General features: G+C 45.8%; 18 protein-coding genes. 7 read left to right on the top strand and 11 right to left on the bottom strand.

The annotated features are described in order from the left end of the window. Positions 1-9: 9 nt before the first annotated feature. Together proC and L3V30_RS03950 are read right to left on the bottom strand one after the other, a co-directional pair. Entirely contained in the window at positions 10-828 is an 819-nt protein-coding gene (proC, locus tag L3V30_RS03955) for a pyrroline-5-carboxylate reductase (RefSeq protein ID WP_237308342.1), read from the bottom strand. Positions 829-988: 160 nt separating this feature from the next. Continuing rightward, a complete protein-coding gene (locus L3V30_RS03950; protein ID WP_054575409.1) occupies positions 989-1,690 on the bottom strand; it encodes a YggS family pyridoxal phosphate-dependent enzyme in 702 nt (233 codons plus the stop codon). Between the two features lie 28 nt (positions 1,691-1,718). Here L3V30_RS03950 and L3V30_RS03945 point away from each other — a divergent pair, with 28 nt between their 5' ends. Then, positions 1,719-2,759 carry a type IV pilus twitching motility protein PilT gene (locus L3V30_RS03945; protein ID WP_237308340.1) on the top strand — a complete coding sequence of 347 codons (1,041 nt, stop codon included), beginning with the start codon at positions 1,719-1,721 and terminating at the stop codon, positions 2,757-2,759. 20 nt (positions 2,760-2,779) lie between these two features. Beyond that, a complete protein-coding gene (locus tag L3V30_RS03940; protein WP_006743091.1) occupies positions 2,780-3,886 on the top strand; it encodes a PilT/PilU family type 4a pilus ATPase in 1,107 nt (368 codons plus the stop codon). 61 nt (positions 3,887-3,947) lie between these two features. Here the strand turns inward: L3V30_RS03940 and ruvX are convergent, their stop codons facing one another. The 8 genes from ruvX to metK form a co-directional block, all read right to left on the bottom strand. Beyond that, positions 3,948-4,373, bottom strand: a complete 426-nt coding sequence (gene ruvX, locus L3V30_RS03935; protein ID WP_005381017.1) for a Holliday junction resolvase RuvX — start codon at positions 4,371-4,373, stop codon at positions 3,948-3,950. A gap of 34 nt (positions 4,374-4,407) precedes the next feature. After that, positions 4,408-4,971 (bottom strand): YqgE/AlgH family protein, encoded by a 564-nt coding sequence (locus L3V30_RS03930; protein ID WP_005381020.1) that lies wholly within the window; start codon positions 4,969-4,971, stop codon positions 4,408-4,410. Between the two features lie 128 nt (positions 4,972-5,099). Beyond that, the gene (gene gshB / locus L3V30_RS03925) at positions 5,100-6,050 is read right to left on the bottom strand and encodes a glutathione synthase (RefSeq protein WP_048626011.1); all 951 of its coding nucleotides are present in this window, start codon (positions 6,048-6,050) and stop codon (positions 5,100-5,102) included. A 13-nt stretch (positions 6,051-6,063) separates the two neighbouring features. Then, on the bottom strand, positions 6,064-6,795 hold the full coding sequence (rsmE, locus tag L3V30_RS03920) for a 16S rRNA (uracil(1498)-N(3))-methyltransferase (RefSeq protein ID WP_237308338.1): 732 nt from the start codon (positions 6,793-6,795) through the stop codon (positions 6,064-6,066). A 116-nt stretch (positions 6,796-6,911) separates the two neighbouring features. After that, entirely contained in the window at positions 6,912-7,607 is a 696-nt protein-coding gene (endA, locus tag L3V30_RS03915) for a deoxyribonuclease I (protein WP_005393967.1), read from the bottom strand. Positions 7,608-7,757: 150 nt separating this feature from the next. After that, a complete protein-coding gene (locus L3V30_RS03910) occupies positions 7,758-8,255 on the bottom strand; it encodes a SprT family zinc-dependent metalloprotease (protein ID WP_048626010.1) in 498 nt (165 codons plus the stop codon). A gap of 68 nt (positions 8,256-8,323) precedes the next feature. Next, entirely contained in the window at positions 8,324-9,121 is a 798-nt protein-coding gene (locus tag L3V30_RS03905) for a DUF2189 domain-containing protein (RefSeq protein WP_005393959.1), read from the bottom strand. A gap of 402 nt (positions 9,122-9,523) precedes the next feature. Then, positions 9,524-10,678 carry a methionine adenosyltransferase gene (gene metK, locus L3V30_RS03900; protein WP_005381027.1) on the bottom strand — a complete coding sequence of 385 codons (1,155 nt, stop codon included), beginning with the start codon at positions 10,676-10,678 and terminating at the stop codon, positions 9,524-9,526. Positions 10,679-10,993: 315 nt separating this feature from the next. On the opposite strand from metK, the gene tkt reads away from it, so the two are divergent. After that, a complete protein-coding gene (gene tkt / locus L3V30_RS03895; protein ID WP_237308337.1) occupies positions 10,994-12,988 on the top strand; it encodes a transketolase in 1,995 nt (664 codons plus the stop codon). Positions 12,989-13,082: 94 nt separating this feature from the next. Here the strand turns inward: tkt and L3V30_RS03890 are convergent, their stop codons facing one another. Beyond that, positions 13,083-13,976, bottom strand: coding sequence for a LysR family transcriptional regulator (locus tag L3V30_RS03890; RefSeq protein WP_237308335.1), 894 nt, complete (start codon positions 13,974-13,976; stop codon positions 13,083-13,085). A 140-nt stretch (positions 13,977-14,116) separates the two neighbouring features. Here L3V30_RS03890 and L3V30_RS03885 point away from each other — a divergent pair, with 140 nt between their 5' ends. The 4 genes from L3V30_RS03885 to fbaA all read left to right on the top strand — a co-directional run bounded on the left by L3V30_RS03885 (position 14,117) and on the right by fbaA (position 19,789). Continuing rightward, on the top strand, positions 14,117-16,075 hold the full coding sequence (locus L3V30_RS03885; RefSeq protein WP_005393952.1) for a ligand-gated channel protein: 1,959 nt from the start codon (positions 14,117-14,119) through the stop codon (positions 16,073-16,075). Between the two features lie 131 nt (positions 16,076-16,206). Continuing rightward, complete coding sequence (gene epd / locus L3V30_RS03880) at positions 16,207-17,244, top strand: erythrose-4-phosphate dehydrogenase (protein WP_006743084.1); 1,038 nt, start codon at positions 16,207-16,209, stop codon at positions 17,242-17,244. 153 nt (positions 17,245-17,397) lie between these two features. Next, positions 17,398-18,558 (top strand): phosphoglycerate kinase, encoded by a 1,161-nt coding sequence (locus L3V30_RS03875; RefSeq protein WP_005393948.1) that lies wholly within the window; start codon positions 17,398-17,400, stop codon positions 18,556-18,558. 154 nt (positions 18,559-18,712) lie between these two features. Beyond that, positions 18,713-19,789, top strand: coding sequence for a class II fructose-bisphosphate aldolase (fbaA, locus tag L3V30_RS03870; RefSeq protein ID WP_005393947.1), 1,077 nt, complete (start codon positions 18,713-18,715; stop codon positions 19,787-19,789). Positions 19,790-19,994: the final 205 nt, after the last annotated feature.

The following is a 19,994-nucleotide window of genomic DNA, read 5'->3' as shown; positions in this document are numbered from 1 at the left end:
TCCAAATAATTAAAACAGTTTTTCCATTTCTTCCGCGCGAGCCACAGCAGCTTGCATGGCTTTAGCAACAATATCTGAAAGTTGATGTTCGTTGAATGTACGCAGTGCTTCTGCCGTTGTCCCACCTTTCGATGTCACGTTCTCACGCAGGGTCGATAGCTCAGTTTCTGGGTTGCTAACCACCATACTGGCCGCGCCCAATGCAGCTTGTTGAACCAATAGTCGAGCGGTGTCTTTATCAAAGCCTTGAGCAATCGCTTCTGCTTGCATCGCTTCCATAAACAGGAAGAAGTATGCCGGAGCACTGCCCGCTGCTGCAATCACATTATTGATACCAGACTCTTGGTCAACCCAACATACTTTACCGACCGCTTCCATTAACTCTGCGGCAAAAGCTTTGTCTTGCTCAGTTACATGGGCTGGTGCGAATAAACCACTCATGCCCAACCCAAGTTGTGATGGCGTATTTGGCATAACACGAACCAAGTTCAATTTGGTGGCTAGCATATCATCCAATCGTGAACAGTTGATGCCAGCGGCAATAGAAATCACCAGTTTATTAGTGAAATCGATCGCTTGCAGTGGTTTACAAACATCAGCCATCATTTGCGGTTTCACAGACAATACCACCACATCCGCTTCGGTCGCCGCTTGGATGTTATCGCTGGTGGTACGGATGCCAAAATCTTGTTCTAGCGGAAGACGGCGAGCCTCTGAAGGAGCTGTCGCGGTAATGTTTTGCGCTGGGTATCCGTTAGCAACCAAGCCAGAAACAATGGCTCTCACCATGTTGCCAGCACCAATGAAGGCGATTTTTTTATGTTCCATTTGTCTGATTTCCATCATGATATTTAGAGTTTGTTGTGCGCTCAGGTGTATAATGGCGCCGCTGTTACTTACTCCTCCTATTGGCGAGTAAGATGATTGCGCGATTTACGCTCTAACTATTAACGACATAACTTATGTCGCGAGTGAGCGTTTTGTTGATTTAGCTGTAGTCTCGCGCGCCGAAAATAGCGGTTCCAATACGAACCATTGTACTACCAGCTTCGATTGCAGCGGTCATATCACCACTCATTCCCATTGATAATGTATCGATTTCTGGGAACTGAGCTTCGAGTGTTTGCTTCAACGTAGCCAACTTCTGAAATTCATGAAGTTGTGATTCGTAGTCAGACACGTTGGCAGGAATCGACATCAACCCTCTTAAAGTGAGGTTGGGTAGGCGAGAAATCAACTCCGCCAGCTCGAATACTTCCGCTTCGGTGACACCAGACTTAGATGCTTCACCACTGGTGTTAACCTGAATCAGAACTTGTAGCGGTTTAAGTTCGCTGGGACGTTGATCATTCAGGCGTTGAGCAATCTTGGTTCGATCGATGGTGTGAACCCAATCGAAATGTTCAGCAACAAGTCGCGATTTATTCGACTGAATCGGGCCAATGAAGTGCCATTCGATTCGATTATCTGGATAATGCTCGGCAAAGTGCTGAACTTTACTGACGCCCTCTTGGACGTAGTTTTCACCAAAGGCGGTTTGTCCCGCTTGGTAGGCTTCGAGAATTGCCTCGACAGGTTTAGTTTTGCTTACCGCTAGAAGTTGCACTGACTCTGGAGTTCGACCACATTTTTGCTCGTCATATCGAATTTGAGAGGTGATATGTTCAATATTTTGTTGAATACTACTCATAGCTGTACTTTAGACTTAAGGATTTTAAATGGATATCACTGAGTTACTGGATTTTAGTGTAAAACATAATGCCTCGGATCTACATCTTTCTGCAGGTGTCCCACCAATGGTTCGTATTGATGGGGATGTGAGAAAACTAGGCATTCCAGCGTTTACACACCAAGAAGTGCATCGTCTGGTTTTCGAAATCATGAACGATGCCCAACGCAGTGAGTTCGAAGAAAAACTCGAAGTCGACTTCTCTTTTGAGTTGCATAACGTTGGTCGTTTCCGTGTCAACGCTTTCAACCAATCTCGTGGCTGTGCGGCAGTATTCCGTACCATTCCAAGTAGCATTCCAACTTTGGAAGAGCTGGAAGCTCCCGAGATCTTCAAAAAAATTGCGAACGCTGAAAAAGGCTTAGTTCTGGTTACTGGCCCAACAGGTTCTGGTAAATCGACGACCTTAGCAGCCATTGTTGACTACATTAACCGTAATCACAACAAGCACGTACTCACAATTGAAGATCCGATTGAATTTGTTCACAACAACAATAAATGTTTGATCAACCAGCGTGAAGTACACCGTGATACGCATAGTTTCCAAAACGCACTGCGCAGCGCATTACGTGAAGACCCGGATGTCATTCTGGTTGGTGAGATGCGTGACAAAGAAACCATCAGTCTTGCGTTAACGGCGGCGGAAACGGGGCACTTAGTGTTCGGCACGTTACACACCAGCTCGGCGGCAAAAACCATTGACCGTATTATCGATGTGTTCCCTGGCAGCGATAAAGACATGGTGCGCTCGATGCTTTCTGAATCCCTTCGTTCGGTTATCGCACAAAAGTTATTGAAACGTAATGGTGGTGGCCGTATTGCATACCATGAAATCATGATGGCAACGCCTGCGATTCGTAACTTGATCCGCGAAGACAAAGTCGCGCAGATGTATTCGATCATTCAAACTGGTGCGGCTCACGGCATGCAAACCATGGAGCAAAATGCTCGTCAGTTAATGGCACAAGGTATGGTCGCTCGTGAAGAGGTCGATAGTAAGATCGGGTTAGAATTGCAGCAATTCTCGTAATACGTAGGTGAACACGGAAGATGGATCTAAATAAATTTCTCGAAGGTATGCTGGCGCTGAAAGCGTCGGATCTTTACATCACGGTTGGTGCGCCAATTTTGTTTCGCGTGGATGGCGAATTGCGACCTCAAGGTGAAAAACTCACCGAGAGTGATGTAGCGGCATTACTCGACAGCGCTATGGAGCCAGATCGGCGTCAGGAATTTCGTAAAAGTCGTGAGTCGAATTTTGCCATTGTGAGAGATTGTGGCCGCTTCCGTGTTAGTGCCTTTTTTCAACGGGAATTACCGGGTGCGGTGATTCGTCGTATTGAAACCAATATTCCCACCTTTGAGCAATTAAAGTTACCGTTAGTGTTGCAAGATTTAGCGATAGCCAAGCGTGGTTTGGTGCTGGTGGTTGGTGCTACTGGGTCAGGTAAATCCACCACAATGGCGGCAATGACGGGCTATCGAAACAGCAACAAGACGGGACACATTTTGACGGTCGAAGATCCGATCGAATTCGTGCATGAGCACAAGCGCTGTATCGTGACTCAACGCGAAGTTGGGTTAGATACGGAAAGCTATGAAGTTGCGCTTAAAAACTCGCTGCGTCAAGCGCCAGATATGATTTTGATTGGCGAGATCCGTAGCCGTGAAACAATGGAATACGCGATGACATTCGCTGAAACAGGTCACCTGTGTATGGCAACTTTGCACGCCAACAACGCCAACCAAGCCTTAGAGCGCATTCTTCACTTGGTACCGAAAGATCAAAAAGAACAATTCTTGTTTGATTTGTCGATGAACCTAAAAGGTGTGGTTGGTCAGCAGCTGATCCGAGATAAGAATGGGCAGGGGCGTCATGGTGTGTTTGAGATCTTGCTAAATAGCCCACGTGTGTCGGATTTGATCCGTCGCGGAGATTTGCATGAGTTGAAGTCAACCATGGCTCGCTCAAATGAGTTTGGTATGCTGACGTTCGATCAATCTCTTTATAAGTTGGTGATGCAAGGTAAGATCAGCGAAGAGGACGCGCTGCACAGTGCCGATTCGGCGAATGATTTGCGCTTGATGTTGAAAACACAGCGTGGCGAAGCATTCTCTACGGGCAGTCTTGCTAACGTTAAGATCGATATGGATTAAGCGTGTTTAGACGAAAAAAGGTTGGCACTTGCCAACCTTTTCTTGTTTTGAGTATTGTGTTTTATTCACCCCAGAGGGCTTCAAACCAGCTTTCTAGAATCACCACCGCTGACTGGCAGTCCACATTCCCTTTCGATAGGGCTTTGTAGCCGCCCATGCTGAACAACTCCGCACGAGCTTCTGCTGTAGATAAACGCTCATCATGCAGTTCAACAGGTAAGCCGTATCGGCCTTGCAGACGCTTAGCAAATTTTCGTGCACGAGGGGTTATGGTCTCAAGGTCTTTGCCATGAAGATCAGTTGGTAAACCGACCACTAGCAAATCTGGCTGCCACTCTTTGATTTGCTTTTCGATATCGTCCCAATTTGGAATACCGTCATTGGCTTTAAAGGCTTTTAATGGGGAAGCTGTACCGGTAATTTCTTGGCCAATAGCGCTACCAATGCTTTTGGTTCCAAAGTCAAAAGCCATAATTGTGCGTGACATAAGGTGTCTCTATCTAATGTAACTGTATTTCGGACTAAGCATGTCCAGAGTCTGCTGAAAGGTGACTTGGGTCGATGCCCAGCTTTTCGACCGCTTTCTTCCAACGCTCGTTGATTGGTGTATTAAAGATAATTTCAGGCGTCGCTTCAATGGTGAGCCAAGAGTTTTCGACCAGTTCACTTTCTAATTGACCTGCACTCCAACCTGAATAGCCAAGTGCCACTAAGTAATCACTTGGTTCTGCTTCTGTTCCTAACACCGAAAGAATATCACGTGAAGTGGTTACTGCGAGGTCATCGGTCATTTGGACGCTGGACTCGTAGTAATCTTTAGGTTTATGCAGAATAAAACCACGATCTTCCGAGATTGGGCCGCCATTGTAGACTGGTCTATCTAAACTGGCTTCAAATAGACGCGGGTGTACCGGCTGAACTTCCACCTGCTTGAGCATGTTGCCGACGGTGATATCAACAGGAGCATTGATCATCAACCCCATAGCGCCGTCTTCGTTGTGCTCACAAACGTAGATCACGCTGTTTTGAAAGTATGGATCTTTCATCCCAGGCATGGCAACTAAAAAGTGATTTGTGAGATTCATACTCATATTTACCCTTAACTCTCGTAAATGCCCCTAAGCAAACATCATACAGTTTACCATCTAGGTATGTGCATGAGTTTGCTTAAGTTAATGTACTACGCTCTCTATTAACTGTAATACAGTTTGAGTTATTCGCCTTTTACTCGACGCTCAATCGCATCCATCAGTTTGCCAGTGATTGAGATGTCAAAAGCCGCTTCAATTTCGCGAATACAGGTTGGGCTGGTGACGTTGATTTCCGTTAGCTTATCGCCAATTACGTCAAGGCCAACAAAGATAAGGCCTTTTTCTTTCAGTGTAGGAGCCACAGTTTGAGCAATCTTAATATCGGTCTCGCTTAGTGGTCGAGCCTCACCTGTGCCACCAGCTGCAAGGTTACCGCGCGTTTCACCTTTTGCAGGAATACGAGCTAGACAGTAAGGCATTGGTTCACCATCTACGACTAAGATACGTTTGTCACCGTTGCTGATATCTGGCACGAAGGTTTGCGCCATTGCGTAGTTTTGACCGTGGTTGGTCAGTGTCTCGATGATTACAGAGACGTTAGGGTCGTTTTCTTTTACACGGAAGATAGATGCGCCGCCCATACCATCAAGCGGTTTTAGGATGACATCACCATGCTTTTCACGAAACTCTTTAATTTTCTCTGCTTTTCGCGTCACGATTGTCGTTGGTGTCAGCTCAGGGAACCACGCTGTAAACAGTTTTTCATTACAATCACGTAGACTTTGAGGTTTGTTAACGATCAGTGCACCTTGTTCTTCTGCACGCTCAAGGATGTAAGTCGCGTAGATGTATTCTGTGTCAAACGGAGGATCTTTACGCATTAGTACAGCGTCTAGATCAGACAGTTTGATCGTTTGCTCTGATTTGAACTCGTACCAACCGTTTGGATCTTCTTTTAGTTCCACCACTTTAGTATCTGCAATAGCAACGCCTTGATCGAGATGCAGATCATTCATTTCCATGTAGTGGATTTCATAGCCGCGTCGTTGCGCTTCAAGCATCATGGCAAAGCTAGAGTCTTTTTTGATGTTAATGGACGAAATTGGGTCCATCACAATGCCGAGTTTGATCATTATTTTTCTCCGTTTAACCAAGATCGCCGAAACGAACTTGTAAGGCTGTAATTGCTGTCAGAGCCGCTGTTTCGGTACGCAGAACGCGAGGGCCGAGTAGCGTTTCTTCAAATTGATATTCTCGAGTCATCTCGATCTCTTCAGACGATAAACCGCCTTCAGGGCCGATTAGTAGGCGCACTTTTTCAACCGGTGTTGGCAGTGTGTTGATTGAGTAGTTAGCACGAGGATGAAGATTGAGCTTTAAGCCATCGTACTCTTCTTTACACCACTCTTCCAAGCTCATAATTGGACGAATTTCTGGAACGACATTGCGTCCACACTGCTCACAGGCACTGATGGCGATTTTTTGCCATTGCGCGAGTTTTTTCTCAAAGCGCTTTTGGTCAAGCTTGACGCCACAACGTTCGGAAATCAGAGGTGTGATGGTATTGACGCCAAGTTCCACTGACTTTTGGATAGTGAACTCCATCTTATCGCCACGTGAAATAACTTGACCAAGGTGCAGGTCTAAAGGGGATTCAATACTGTTTTCTACACGCTCGGTAATGTTAACCAAAACCGTCTTTTTGCTGACTTCACTGATAACCGCTTGGAATTCTGCGCCGCTGCCGTCAAATAGGAGAACGTCTTGGCCTTCTTTCATGCGCAGAACACGGCCGATATGGCCTGCTGCGTCATCACTTAAAGCAAGTGAGCCAAGTTGATGAATGGTTTCTGGATGATAAATTCGAGGGATACGCATGAGATTTCCAGCAAGAGAATAAACTTAAACCCTAACATGGATGCTTTAAACCGAAAAAACAAGGGGCAAGAAGCGTTTCAATATCAGTTATTGAAACGCTTCAAGGTAGAGGAGCACTAGAGTGCGCGACAGGCTTTTTGAACAAATGGGTTATGATTGCCTTGTACTTTGGCAATGCGCTCGTCACGCTCACATTCCCATTTATCGACTGGGTAGGTTTTGTTCCAAGCACTCATCAACTGCGTTTGCTGTTTTGATAATTTAAAGCCGTACTCTTTGCTCATGTATAGGTAGGTACGAGCAATCGAACCTCGAGCACGGTCTGGTGGCATGACTTTACGCTGCTTAAAGTTCACTTGCATCTCACAGCGACCATAACTCACGCCATCGACGCCGTTCCATTGGCTAAAGTTGTAGTTCGAACGGTCACCGTTTACTTCACCAATAGCAGGGGTTAGGTTGTGCAGGTCTGCTTCCATCAAGCGAAAGGTTTTGTCTTTTTTCTTGCAGTTTTTACGTCCGCCATCTTGCCAGCATTGACGCTGGTGGCCAAATTGCCACGCAGGTACAACGTGCTCCCATTCGATTCGTGCGGCCCGCTTTTCCTGTTTACGGACTTGGTAACCGCAAGAGGCTAAATCTGGGGAGCCTTTTTTGCCTTGCCATTGAATGTTGCAGCCACAGTAAAAGCTCGTTGGATGGTCTTGATAAATTTTTACCGCCTCACGTTTGGCGGCAGAGAATGAACTTGGTGGCGCGGCAACCGCAGTGCTAGAAAGCGCGATAAGTAACAGAGAGAATAGGTATTTCATGATTAAAGTCTTTATAAAGTATGACTTTATTCATGATAACACGCATAAAATGGCTTTAGTGATGAGTAAGTTAACAATAAGTGGCGAAGGGAAGGTTTTGATAAACTCGATCTTTATTTTGGGAACGCAAGTAACACTATGAGATATAGATTACGATAACTGAACGCCCGTGAAGTTAAGTGGTTGGCGGCATTTTTGACAAGAGTACGTCGCCTCTTTGCGCAGCACTTTATTATGACGGCGAATCGATAGAGGGTAGGTCATACAGCCACAACGATACTCAAAGGTTTTACCTTGAACGGATTTTACTTCAAAGCTGTGAGTGGTTTTGGCGGGCACTTTAAATACGGCTTCCATGACACCTTGCCATTCTTTGCCGTGAGGCCTAACTCGTCCGTAAACCTGATAAGTAATCAGGTGTGCCACCTCGTGAGGAATGACTTCATCTAAGAATGCTTGGGTGTTTTCGCGAAATAAAACGGGATTCAGGCGCACTTGATTCAATTGAAGGTAGGCTTTTCCTGCCGCTTTCCCGCGGACGTTGAAGGTGATTGTTGGAATAGGGAAAGAACGTTTGAAAGCTTGCTCTGCCATCGCGATGCAGTCCGCCATCACTTGCTTGGCTTTATAGCTTAGTTCTATATCCACAATTCACCTCGATAAATCAAATAAAAAAGCCCCCGCATTTGCGAGGGCCAGATCATAGCATCAGTTAATTATGGTGTGTGTTTTTTCTTGATGGTGGCATGGTAAGCATGCCATGTACCGTAGCCTAGAATTGGCATGGTAAACAACATTCCGATCCCGTAGGTCGCAAAGCCGATAAGAATACCGCCGCAGATGATCGCCGCCCAAACAATCATCGCTGGAATGTTGGATTTCACGGCATTAAAGCTGGTAAATACAGCGGTCATCATGTCTACGCGACGCTCCATCATAAGCGGAATAGAAAAGGCTGAAATGCTAAACACCACACAAGCCAAAACAAATCCAACTAAAGATCCTATCACAAGGAAGGGTAGGAACTCACTTAAAGATGCCCCTTGAACAGAAGGGTAAAGCGCATGAAGTAGAGCGGCAATACGCATCCAAAATATCATACACACTGCGAGTAACACGGCGAATGCCCATTGAGATGTTGAATTACGACCGATCGCTTTCATTGAATGGAACAAGCTTGCTTTGTGTCCGCGCTCTCTCTCCCAACTGGCATCATACAAGCCGAGCGCGAGAAACGGACCGATTAACATGTAAACAATCAAACTGGGCATGACGACCAAGTGTGTGCCTTGCCACTGAACGAGCAAAACAATGCCTATGGCAGCTGCCATAAAACAGATGCCATAGAAAGCACTAATAAGCGGCATTCGCACGAAATCATGCAGACCTAATGCGAGCCAATGAAAAGGTGCAGAAAGATTGACCGTATTGCACGGTATGGTTCTGGCGTATTCGTTGTCTGGCACTTCCTTTCGCTTGTTGTGGAAGTCCGATGGATTAACAGTTCGAGGCATAACTCCTCCTTGATTTATTCCCACATTATCCGCTTATACCAACTGACAGCGGTTTTTGTTCAGTCAAACTTGAAGCGACTTTTTCAAGTTTACATCTGAGCATTGGCTTAGTTTGGTATCGGCCATAAAGATGCCTGACTCATGTCTTTACTTAAGTGTTGCTTCCACAGTCGCCAGCATCCGACGTCTCTATTTAAATTGGAATTAACAATATTTTAACTATTGGCGGAGATGGGATAATTTACAAATAATTGCTTAAAATTTATTCGGTATAAAAATGAGGGAGAAACAGGACTGCTTTGTGGGGCAGGGCGGTATGAGCTGAAATGGCTGGATAAACGTTGCTGAAAATAAAAAGCCCCCGCCATAGGCGAGGGCTTGATTGATTCTTGCTTGGCTTGATTATTTGATGCCAGCGAAATCGCGTAGAAGTGCAGCTTTGTCTGTCGCTTCCCACGGGAATTCTTCACGACCGAAGTGACCGTAAGCCGCTGTCTTCTTGTAGATAGGTTGAAGAAGGTTAAGCATTTCTTGTAGGCCGTATGGACGTAGGTCGAAGAATTGACGAACTGCTTCAATGATGATGTCGTGAGATACTTTCTCAGTACCGAACGTTTCCACCATGATAGACGTTGGATCAGCAACACCGATTGCGTAAGAAAGTTGGATCTCACAACGGTCAGCCATGCCAGCCGCTACGATGTTTTTCGCTACGTAACGTGCTGCGTATGCTGCACTACGGTCAACTTTTGATGGATCTTTACCAGAGAACGCACCGCCACCGTGACGAGCTGCGCCGCCGTAAGTATCTACGATGATCTTACGACCTGTTAGACCACAGTCACCCATAGGACCACCGATTACGAAGCGACCAGTTGGGTTGATGAAGAAGTTTGTTTCTTTGTTGATCCACTCAGAAGGTAGCACTGGTTTAATGATCTCTTCCATTACCGCTTCACGCAGGTCTGAAGTTGAGATTGAATCACAGTGTTGAGTTGAAAGAACAACCGCGTCGATACCAACGATGTTACCTTGATCGTATTGGAATGTTACCTGAGATTTTGCATCAGGACGCAACCAAGGTAGTGTGCCGTTTTTACGAACTTCTGCTTGCTTTTGAACAAGACGGTGAGAGTAAGTAATTGGCGCTGGCATTAGTACTTCAGTTTCGTTACAAGCGTAACCAAACATAATGCCTTGGTCGCCTGCACCTTGTTCTTTAGGGTCAGCTTTATCAACACCTTGGTTGATATCTGGCGACTGTTTACCGATTGTGTTTAGTACCGCACAAGAATCTGCGTCAAAGCCCATATCTGAATGTACGTAGCCGATTTCACGAACGGTTTCACGAGTTAACTCTTCGATGTCTACCCATGCTGAAGTCGTGATTTCACCACCCACCATTACCATACCGGTTTTAACGTAAGTCTCACATGCAACACGAGCCTTTGGATCTTGCTCTAGAATCGCGTCAAGAACCGCATCAGAAATCTGGTCTGCAATTTTATCTGGATGACCTTCTGATACTGACTCAGAAGTAAACAGGTGCTTAGCCATGTTAGCTCCACTATATCTGGTTTAAAACTGGGGAATGATAAACTCTCCAGCGCAAATTAATACTAATTTTTGTAGGTGTATCTACATCTAGACGTCTATTCTAAATTTGATTGCTCGAATTACAAGCTCTTTTTTGGTTTTTGTTATAACCAAACGTTTGCCTGATTTATTGATAATTTTAAGAACTTCGAACGATTTGGCGCGAAAGGTGCAATATTTGTGAGGTTTTGGACTGGAAAACGTTTGCACACCCAACAGGGCTTTGAGAGAATTATGACCTACTTTTCGTTTCGCTTAATGTACTCAGGAGCAGACATGTCGTCTCGTAAACATCTTGCCAATGCAATTCGTGCTCTAAGCATGGATGGTGTTCAACAAGCTAACTCAGGCCACCCAGGCGCACCAATGGGTATGGCTGATATCGCTGAAGTTCTTTGGCGCTCTCACCTAAACCACAACCCATCAAACCCAGAGTGGGCCGACCGCGACCGCTTCGTGCTATCAAACGGTCACGGCTCAATGCTTATTTACTCTCTACTGCACTTAAGCGGTTATGAGCTATCTATTGACGATCTGAAAAACTTCCGTCAATTGCACTCAAAAACCCCAGGTCACCCAGAGTACGGTTACGCGCCTGGTATCGAGACAACAACGGGTCCTCTAGGTCAAGGCATCACTAATGCTGTTGGTATGGCTATCGCAGAGAAAGCACTAGCGGCACAGTTCAACAAAGAAGGTCACGACATCGTTGACCACTTTACGTATGTGTTCATGGGTGACGGCTGTCTAATGGAAGGCATCTCGCACGAAGCATGTTCTCTTGCTGGGACGTTAGGTCTAGGCAAACTGATCGCGTTCTGGGATGACAACGGTATCTCTATCGACGGTCACGTTGAAGGTTGGTTCTCTGACGATACACCTAAGCGTTTCGAAGCTTACGGCTGGCACGTAATCCCAGCGGTAGACGGTCACGATCCTGAAGCAATCAACGCAGCGATTGAAGCGGCTAAAGCGGATCCTCGCCCGACTCTAATCTGTACTAAAACAATTATCGGTTTCGGTTCTCCTAACAAGTCTGGTTCGCACGACTGTCACGGTGCACCACTAGGTCACGATGAAATCCAACCGGCTCGCGAATACCTAGGTTGGGAGTACGGCCCATTTGAGATCCCGGCAGATGTTTATGCTGAGTGGGACGCAAAAGAAGCAGGTGCAGCGAAAGAAGCGGCTTGGAATGAAAAGTTCGAAGCATACGCAGCAGCTTACCCTGCAGAAGCAGCAGAGCTTAAACGTCGTCTAAACGGCGAACTTCCAGCGGAATGGGAAGAAAAAGCGAACCAAATCATTGCTGATCTTCAAGCAAACCCAGCGAACATTGCATCACGTAAAGCATCGCAAAATGCACTAGAAGCGTTTGGTCAAATGCTTCCTGAGTTTATGGGTGGTTCTGCTGACCTAGCGCCTTCTAACCTGACCATGTGGTCTGGTTCTAAGTCTCTAGAAACGGATGACTTCTCTGGCAACTACATCCACTACGGTGTACGTGAATTCGGTATGACCGCTATCATCAACGGTATCGCATTGCACGGTGGTTTCGTTCCTTACGGCGCAACATTCCTAATGTTCATGGAATACGCTCGTAACGCAATGCGTATGGCTGCGCTGATGAAAATTCAGAATATCCAAGTGTACACGCACGATTCGATTGGTCTTGGCGAAGATGGCCCAACTCACCAACCTGTTGAGCAAATGGCATCTCTACGCGTAACGCCAAACATGAGCACATGGCGTCCGTGTGACCAGGTTGAGTCTGCCGTAGCATGGAAACTAGCGATTGAACGTAAAGATGCACCAACAGCACTTATCTTCTCTCGTCAAAACTTAGCGCAACAAGATCGTACAGCTGAGCAAGTAGCGGACATCGCGAAAGGTGCTTACATCCTGAAAGATTGCGAAGGCAAGCCAGAGCTAATCCTTATCGCAACAGGCTCTGAAGTTGAGCTAGCAGTAGAAGCTGCGACTCAACTAACAGCAGAAGGTAAGAAAGTACGCGTGGTTTCAATGCCATCAACAGATGCATTCGACAAACAAGACGCCGCTTACCGTGAAGCAGTATTGCCATCAGACGTAACGGCACGCATCGCTATCGAAGCGGGAATCGCAGACTTCTGGTACAAGTACGTTGGTTTCGACGGTCGCATCATCGGCATGACGACATTTGGTGAATCTGCACCTGCTGGTCAGCTATTCGAGATGTTTGGCTTTACGACTGAAAACGTAGTGAACACAGCAAAAGAATTGCTAGCGTAACTGCTAGATTGTCTCAATAGTCCGAACGTAAAGGACTACTGTTAGATACTAAAGTTGGAAAGGCCATCATTGCGATGGCCTTTTTTGTTTTTTGTCAGGTTTTCCAACCTTGTGGAATGCTTTGGTCAATACAGTCTAAAAGTACGGATAAGCGCAGTGGTGGTCTTCCTGCAGGCGTATAGCAGTTAATGGAGATGGGCTCTGAAAGCCAACCTTCTAAGCAAGGTGTGATTCGACCCGGATGATGTTTCTCGTAGCCGCTTGCTGTCCAAGTTGGCAGCAGTCCTATACCATGACCATTCGCGATGCTGTCGATCTGCATTGCGATGTTGTCGCTGTATAAGCGACTCACAAATGGCTCTAAAAAGAACTCACCGTGTTGAGGGTGTGTGAGCATCAATCCATTTTCTTGTACCGAACCAAAATCGATCCACGGATGCGCTTCAAGCTCTTTGGGGTGCAGGATCGAACCGTGCTTATCAAGATAAGCTGGAGAGGCAAAGGGCGTGTAACGAAATGAGCCTAATACCTCTTTGCGCCAATCGAGATCTTTACGCTCACCGAGCCAGATGAACAAATCTGGATCATGGTGCGCTTCAGAAAAGTCACTGGTAAGCTGAACCCTAACGTCAGGATTATCGGCAAGAAAACCGTTGAGCACACCACCTAGCCAACTTCTAACTAATGCTGTGTGACAAACAATATGCAGCGGCCCTGAAACTTGGTTTGTTAAACCTTGAAGCGCGTCATAACTCTCTTCACTTAGCTCAAGAATCTGGCGACTGTAGTGGGCAAAAATTTCTCCCGCTCTTGTCAGAACTAATCGGTTACCTTGTCTTGCGGTGAGAGCCTGACCGAAATCTTCTTCTAATTGTGCTAAGCGACGACTCAGCGTTGATTTAGGCTGGTTAAGGGCCTTGGCAGCGGCGGTCAAACTCTTATGCTGATTGAGCGCATCAAAGGCTCTAATTGATGCTAAGTCGTGCATATTTCATTTACTCCTTACTGCGTTATGCACGGGTTCCATAAATGGGAAGAACCGTTCCATAACTCTCACTATGCATCTCATTCTATTTGTGAATAATTCACTTTCGAAAATAATAATCATTATCAATTATGGAGATGTAGATGTCTACTCTTAGACTGCCAGTTATTACTGCAACTGGTATTTTAGCCTTCGTCAGTGTTCCTCATGTGTTTGCCAATGATGCGGTTTCTAAAATGGAAACAGTGGTTGTAACTGCATCAAGTTATGAGCAATCTCAAGCGGACGCGCCTGCAAGTATTAGTGTGATTTCGCGTGAGGAGTTGGACTCTCGTTATTACCGCGATGTGACTGATGCACTAAAAAGTGTGCCTGGTGTCGTCGTTACAGGTGGTGGTGACACTACCGACATCAGTATCCGTGGTATGGGCTCCAAATACACTTTGATACTGGTCGATGGTAAACGTCAAAGCACACGTGAAACTCGTCCAAATAGTGACGGCCCTGGTATCGAACAAGGTTGGTTGCCTCCTCTTCAAGCGATTGAGCGAATTGAAGTTATCCGTGGTCCAATGTCGACGCTTTATGGCTCTGATGCGATTGGTGGTGTAATTAACGTGATCACGCGAAAAGACGCGATGGAGTGGACAGGTAATGTTCAGCTAGGCACGGTTCTGCAAGAAAACAGTCGCTCGGGCGGAGAGCAGAGCGCGAATTTCTTCGTCAATGGGCCGCTAGCCGAAAATCTATCTCTCCAAGTATACGGTCAGTATACCGCAAGAGAAGAAGACGATATTGAATACGGCTATGAAGATAAGGATATGCAAAGTATCTCTTCAAAACTGACCTACCAGATTAATGACCGCCATTCTGTGCAACTAGAGGGTGGCACATCGGCACAAAGTCGTCGCGGTAACGTTGGCCTTTCCGTACCAACGACGGGTTGCCGAAGAGGTTGTGAGGATTCACTCAACGAATATCGTCGTAATTATGTAACGCTAAGTCACAATGGCGACTGGGACTCGGTTGGCATCTCAGATACTTACCTACAACGTGAAGAGAGCGAGAACAAATCTCGCGAGATGACGATCACCAACACCACGTTCAAATCGAGCTTGGTGACTGGTATTGGAAACCATACGTTGACGACCGGTGTGGATGCTACTCATGCCGAACTTGAGGATTTTACTTCCAATAAAGCGTCATCGAAGACCGAAACATCGAATACGCAGTGGGCTGTTTTCATTGAAGATGAGTGGAGAATCGCCGATCCGTTTAGCGTTACGCTTGGTGGTCGTCTAGATCATGACGAAAACTATGGCGCGCACTTTAGTCCGCGTGTCTATGGTGTATGGCGAGTTGACCCGTCTTGGACTGTGAAAGGTGGCGTGGCAACAGGTTTCCGTTCTCCGCAATTACGTGAAATTACTCCTGGTTGGGCGCAAGTCAGTGGCGGCGGTAATATCTACGGTAACCCAGACCTTGACCCTGAAACGTCGCTAAACAAAGAAATCAGTGTCTTGTATCAAGGTGACTCTGGCTTAGATGTCTCTTTGACTGCGTTCCATAATGAGTTCAAAGACAAGATCACACGTGTTGTTTGTCCAGATACCATCTGTACAGATGGACCAAACCAATGGGGTGCAGATCCAACGTACCGCATTAACGTGGACGAAGCGGTCACACAAGGTATTGAAGCGACCTTAGCATCGCCATTAACGGAAACCATTTACCTCAGCTCGAGCTACACATTTACCGACTCAGAGCAAAAAACAGGTGAATACAAAGGCATGCCGCTGCAGCAGTTACCAAAGCATTTGTTTAATGTGGATGTAACTTGGCAAACAACAACAGATCTAGAAAGCTGGGCTAAAGTCACTTACCGAGGTAAAGAAATGGATCCGGTTACTGGCCCATCAAGAAACAGTATCGTAGAGCCTGCTTATACCTTTGTGGACGCTGGTGTGACATACCAGTTAACCGATAATACTCGTATTAAAGGCGCGATCTATAACTTGCTGGATGAGGAAATCAGTTACGAAGAATACGGATATGTCGAAGATGGTCGTCGCTACTGGTTAGGTTTAGACGTCGCATTTTAATTATTGTTGTAATAAGGCCGAGCATTGTCTCGGCCTTTTTTAATCCTGCTTTACTATGATTCAACAGGTGCGTTTTTCAGCCTGATCAGGTAGTATCTGTGACACGAAATTTTTGGTAGGGCGAAGGATAAATGCTAAAGGTTGCGATCAATGGATTTGGACGTATAGGTCGTAATGTTCTGCGAGCCGTATATGAAAGCGGAAAACATCAGCAGATCAAGGTTGTGGCGGTTAACGAATTAGCGCAGCCAGAAGCGATGGCGCACCTACTGCAATATGACACTAGTCATGGTCGCTTCGGTAAAAAAATCTCCCACGACCAAGAACACTTGCATGTTCATCATGACAGCGGCGAATATGACTCTATTCGCATTCTTCACCTCTCTGAACTCGAACTACTTCCTTGGCGCGATTTAGAAGTCGATATTGTCTTGGATTGCACTGGCGTGTTTGGTTCGCAAGCCGATGGGCAAGCGCATATAGAAGCTGGCGCGAAGAAAGTGCTGTTTTCACACCCGGGCGCAAACGACATAGATAATACGATTATCTATGGTGTGAACCACGAAACTCTGAAAGACGAGCACCGTGTTGTCTCCAATGGCTCTTGTACTACCAACTGTATCGTTCCCATCATTAAAGTGTTAGACGAAGCCTTCGGTATTGAGTCCGGTACCATTACCACGATTCACTCTTCCATGAACGATCAGCAAGTAATCGATGCGTACCATAACGATCTACGCCGTACCCGCGCTGCTAGCCAATCTATTATTCCGGTTGACACCAAGTTGCATAAGGGGATTGAAAGAATCTTCCCGAAATTTTCCAACAAATTCGAAGCAATTTCTGTTCGTGTCCCAACCGTTAACGTCACCGCAATGGATTTAAGTGTCACAATTAATACAAATGTGAAAGTTAATGACGTAAATCAAACCATTGTTAACGCATCTCAGTGTACATTACGTAACATTGTTGACTATACTGAATCGCCACTCGTTTCCATCGACTTTAACCACGACCCCCATAGTGCGATTGTAGATGGAAGCCAGACTAGAGTGAGTAACGGGCAACTCGTAAAAATGCTCGTTTGGTGCGACAACGAATGGGGCTTTGCTAACCGGATGCTGGATACTGCCTTAGCAATGCAAGCTTCTTCTCAAGTGGAGCAGTAATGACGAAGAAGTGATGGAGAATTTTTATTTCAAGCCTTGAAATAAATCTATGATATCTCCATATCATCTATAACCAGTTTGAAGAATTAACAGGCTTGGCAGGGTTGCCGAGTTTTCAAAAACTTTAATTATCAATATTTGAGAGGACACATCATGTCTGTAATCAAGATGACTGACCTGGATCTTGCAGGTAAACGTGTATTTATCCGTGCTGACCTAAACGTGCCAGTAAAAGACGGTAAAGTAACTTCAGATGCACGTATCATCGCATCTCTTCCAACTATTAAGCACTGCCTAGAAGCAGGCGCTAAAGTAATGGTTACGTCTCACCTAGGTCGCCCAACTGAAGGTGAATACGCTGAAGAGTTCTCTCTACAACCAGTTGTTAACTACCTAAACGACGCACTAGATTGTGAAGTTAAGCTAGCAAAAGACTACCTAGATGGCCTAGAGCTAAACGCTGGTGAACTTGTTGTTCTAGAAAACGTTCGCTTTAACAAAGGCGAAAAGAAAAACGACGAAGAGCTATCTAAGAAATACGCAGCACTATGTGACGTATTCGTAATGGATGCATTCGGTACGGCTCACCGCGCTCAAGCGTCAACTCATGGTGTTGGTATGCACGCACCTATCGCTTGTGCTGGCCCTCTTCTAGCAAACGAGCTTGAAGCGCTAGGTAAAGCAATGGACAACCCAGCTCGTCCAATGGTTGCTATCGTAGGTGGTTCAAAAGTTTCTACTAAGCTAACTGTACTTGAGTCTCTATCTAAAATCGCTGACCAACTAGTTGTTGGTGGTGGTATTGCTAACACATTTATCGCAGCTGCTGGCCACAACGTTGGTAAGTCTCTATACGAAGCGGATCTAGTAGACACTGCTAAGAAGCTAATGGATGAGTGTGCAATTCCAGTAGCAACTGACGTTGCATGTGCGAAAGCATTCGACGAAAACGCAGAAGCAGAAATTAAACACGTTTCTGAAGTACAAGACGACGACATGATCTTCGACCTTGGCCCAGATTCAACAGCTGAACTAGCAGAAATCCTTAAGAACGCGAAGACTATCCTATGGAACGGTCCAGTAGGCGTATTCGAATTCAAGAACTTCGAAGCAGGTACTAAAGGTATCTCAGAAGCTATCGCAGCATCTGAAGGCTTCTCTGTTGCAGGTGGTGGTGACACGCTAGCAGCTATCGACAAGTTCGGTATCAAAGCTGACGTTTCTTACATCTCTACAGGTGGCGGCGCTTTCCTTGAGTTCGTAGAAGGTAAAGTTCTTCCAGCAGTAGAAATGCTAGAAGCACGCGCTAAGTAATTAAAGCAAAGCGGGGGAGTGATTCTCCCGCTTTCTTGTTTGCTGCAACGTGTGAGGAACTCTGCTAGAATAGCCTCAGTTGTGAGCAAACGTTTGCAAGATTTTCAACTTAACAAGTTTTGTTTAAAAACGACAGATAAATAGGATTACATCCATGTCTAAGATCTTCGACTTCGTAAAACCAGGTGTTATCTCTGGCGATGACGTTCAGAAAGTATTTGAAGTTGCAAAAGAAAATAGCTTCGCACTTCCAGCAGTAAACTGTGTGGGTACTGACTCTGTAAACGCAGTACTTGAAGCAGCTGCAAAAGTTAAAGCTCCAGTTATCGTTCAATTCTCTAACGGTGGCGCTGCTTTCTTTGCTGGTAAAGGTCTAAAACTTGAAGGTCAAGAAGCTCAAATCCTAGGTGCTGTTGCTGGTGCGAAATACGTTCACGCTGTAGCTGAAGCTTACGGTGTACCAGTAATCCTACACACTGACCACGCTGCTAAGAAACTACTTCCTTGGATCGACGGTCTACTAGACGCTGGTGAAGAGTACTTCGCGCAAACTGGTAAGCCTCTGTTCTCTTCTCACATGATCGACCTTTCTGAAGAGTCTCTAGAAGAGAACATCGAGATTTCTGCTAAGTACCTAGAGCGCATGGCTAAAATGAATATGACTCTAGAAATCGAACTAGGTTGTACTGGTGGTGAAGAAGACGGCGTTGACAACTCTGATATGGATGCGTCTGAGCTATACACTTCTCCAGAAGACGTTGCATACGCATACGAGAAACTAAGCGCAATCAGCCACCGTTTCACTATCGCAGCATCTTTCGGTAACGTACACGGCGTGTACAAGCCAGGTAACGTTGTTCTAACTCCAACTATCCTACGTGATTCTCAAGCGCACGTTTCTGAGAAATTCGGTCTTCCAGCGAACTCTCTAAACTTCGTATTCCACGGTGGTTCAGGTTCTTCTCTAGAAGAAATCCGTGAGTCTATCGGTTACGGTGTTATCAAAATGAACATCGATACTGATACACAGTGGGCAACTTGGGATGGTATCCGTAAGTTCGAAGCTGAAAACCACGATTACCTACAAGGTCAAATCGGTAACCCAACTGGTGAAGATGCACCAAACAAGAAGTACTACGATCCACGCGTATGGCTACGTGCTGGTCAAGCTTCAATGGTAGCTCGTCTAGAGCAAGCATTTGCTGACCTAAACGCAGTTGACGTACTATAATCGTTACTGATTAAGTTACTTAAAAACCCGCTTTTTGAGCGGGTTTTTTTTATGTCTATCATTTTGCCCCTATGTTTCTTTCCCTGTTTTCCTATTGATATCTTTATGCGTCAGGTTGTATTTTCTGGTGGGATGTTCCCCCTTTAACGTTTTTAAATAAAAACATAGGAATATCAGTCATAGGAGTGGCGAAATAAGAGTGCAT

Origin of the sequence: Vibrio sp. A1-1, from assembly GCF_021728175.1 — a bacterium.
Taxonomy (GTDB): domain Bacteria; phylum Pseudomonadota; class Gammaproteobacteria; order Enterobacterales; family Vibrionaceae; genus Vibrio; species Vibrio diabolicus.
The sequence above is the reverse complement of the archived record's forward strand: the minus strand, read 5'-3'. Positions and strand labels throughout refer to the sequence as shown.

Excerpts from the sequence above, each read along its gene's own strand:
- proC (WP_237308342.1), bottom strand. The coding sequence starts at position 828 with ATGGAACATAAAAAAATCGCCTTCATTGGTGCTGGCAACATGGTGAGA.
- L3V30_RS03950 (WP_054575409.1), bottom strand. The coding sequence starts at position 1,690 with ATGAGTAGTATTCAACAAAATATTGAACATATCACCTCTCAAATTCGA.
- L3V30_RS03945 (WP_237308340.1), top strand. The coding sequence starts at position 1,719 with ATGGATATCACTGAGTTACTGGATTTTAGTGTAAAACATAATGCCTCG.
- L3V30_RS03940 (WP_006743091.1), top strand. The coding sequence starts at position 2,780 with ATGGATCTAAATAAATTTCTCGAAGGTATGCTGGCGCTGAAAGCGTCG.
- ruvX (WP_005381017.1), bottom strand. The coding sequence starts at position 4,373 with ATGTCACGCACAATTATGGCTTTTGACTTTGGAACCAAAAGCATTGGT.
- L3V30_RS03930 (WP_005381020.1), bottom strand. The coding sequence starts at position 4,971 with ATGAATCTCACAAATCACTTTTTAGTTGCCATGCCTGGGATGAAAGAT.
- gshB (WP_048626011.1), bottom strand. The coding sequence starts at position 6,050 with ATGATCAAACTCGGCATTGTGATGGACCCAATTTCGTCCATTAACATC.
- rsmE (WP_237308338.1), bottom strand. The coding sequence starts at position 6,795 with ATGCGTATCCCTCGAATTTATCATCCAGAAACCATTCATCAACTTGGC.
- endA (WP_005393967.1), bottom strand. The coding sequence starts at position 7,607 with ATGAAATACCTATTCTCTCTGTTACTTATCGCGCTTTCTAGCACTGCG.
- L3V30_RS03905 (WP_005393959.1), bottom strand. The coding sequence starts at position 9,121 with ATGCCTCGAACTGTTAATCCATCGGACTTCCACAACAAGCGAAAGGAA.
- metK (WP_005381027.1), bottom strand. The coding sequence starts at position 10,678 with ATGGCTAAGCACCTGTTTACTTCTGAGTCAGTATCAGAAGGTCATCCA.
- tkt (WP_237308337.1), top strand. The coding sequence starts at position 10,994 with ATGTCGTCTCGTAAACATCTTGCCAATGCAATTCGTGCTCTAAGCATG.
- L3V30_RS03890 (WP_237308335.1), bottom strand. The coding sequence starts at position 13,976 with ATGCACGACTTAGCATCAATTAGAGCCTTTGATGCGCTCAATCAGCAT.
- L3V30_RS03885 (WP_005393952.1), top strand. The coding sequence starts at position 14,117 with ATGTCTACTCTTAGACTGCCAGTTATTACTGCAACTGGTATTTTAGCC.
- epd (WP_006743084.1), top strand. The coding sequence starts at position 16,207 with ATGCTAAAGGTTGCGATCAATGGATTTGGACGTATAGGTCGTAATGTT.
- L3V30_RS03875 (WP_005393948.1), top strand. The coding sequence starts at position 17,398 with ATGTCTGTAATCAAGATGACTGACCTGGATCTTGCAGGTAAACGTGTA.
- fbaA (WP_005393947.1), top strand. The coding sequence starts at position 18,713 with ATGTCTAAGATCTTCGACTTCGTAAAACCAGGTGTTATCTCTGGCGAT.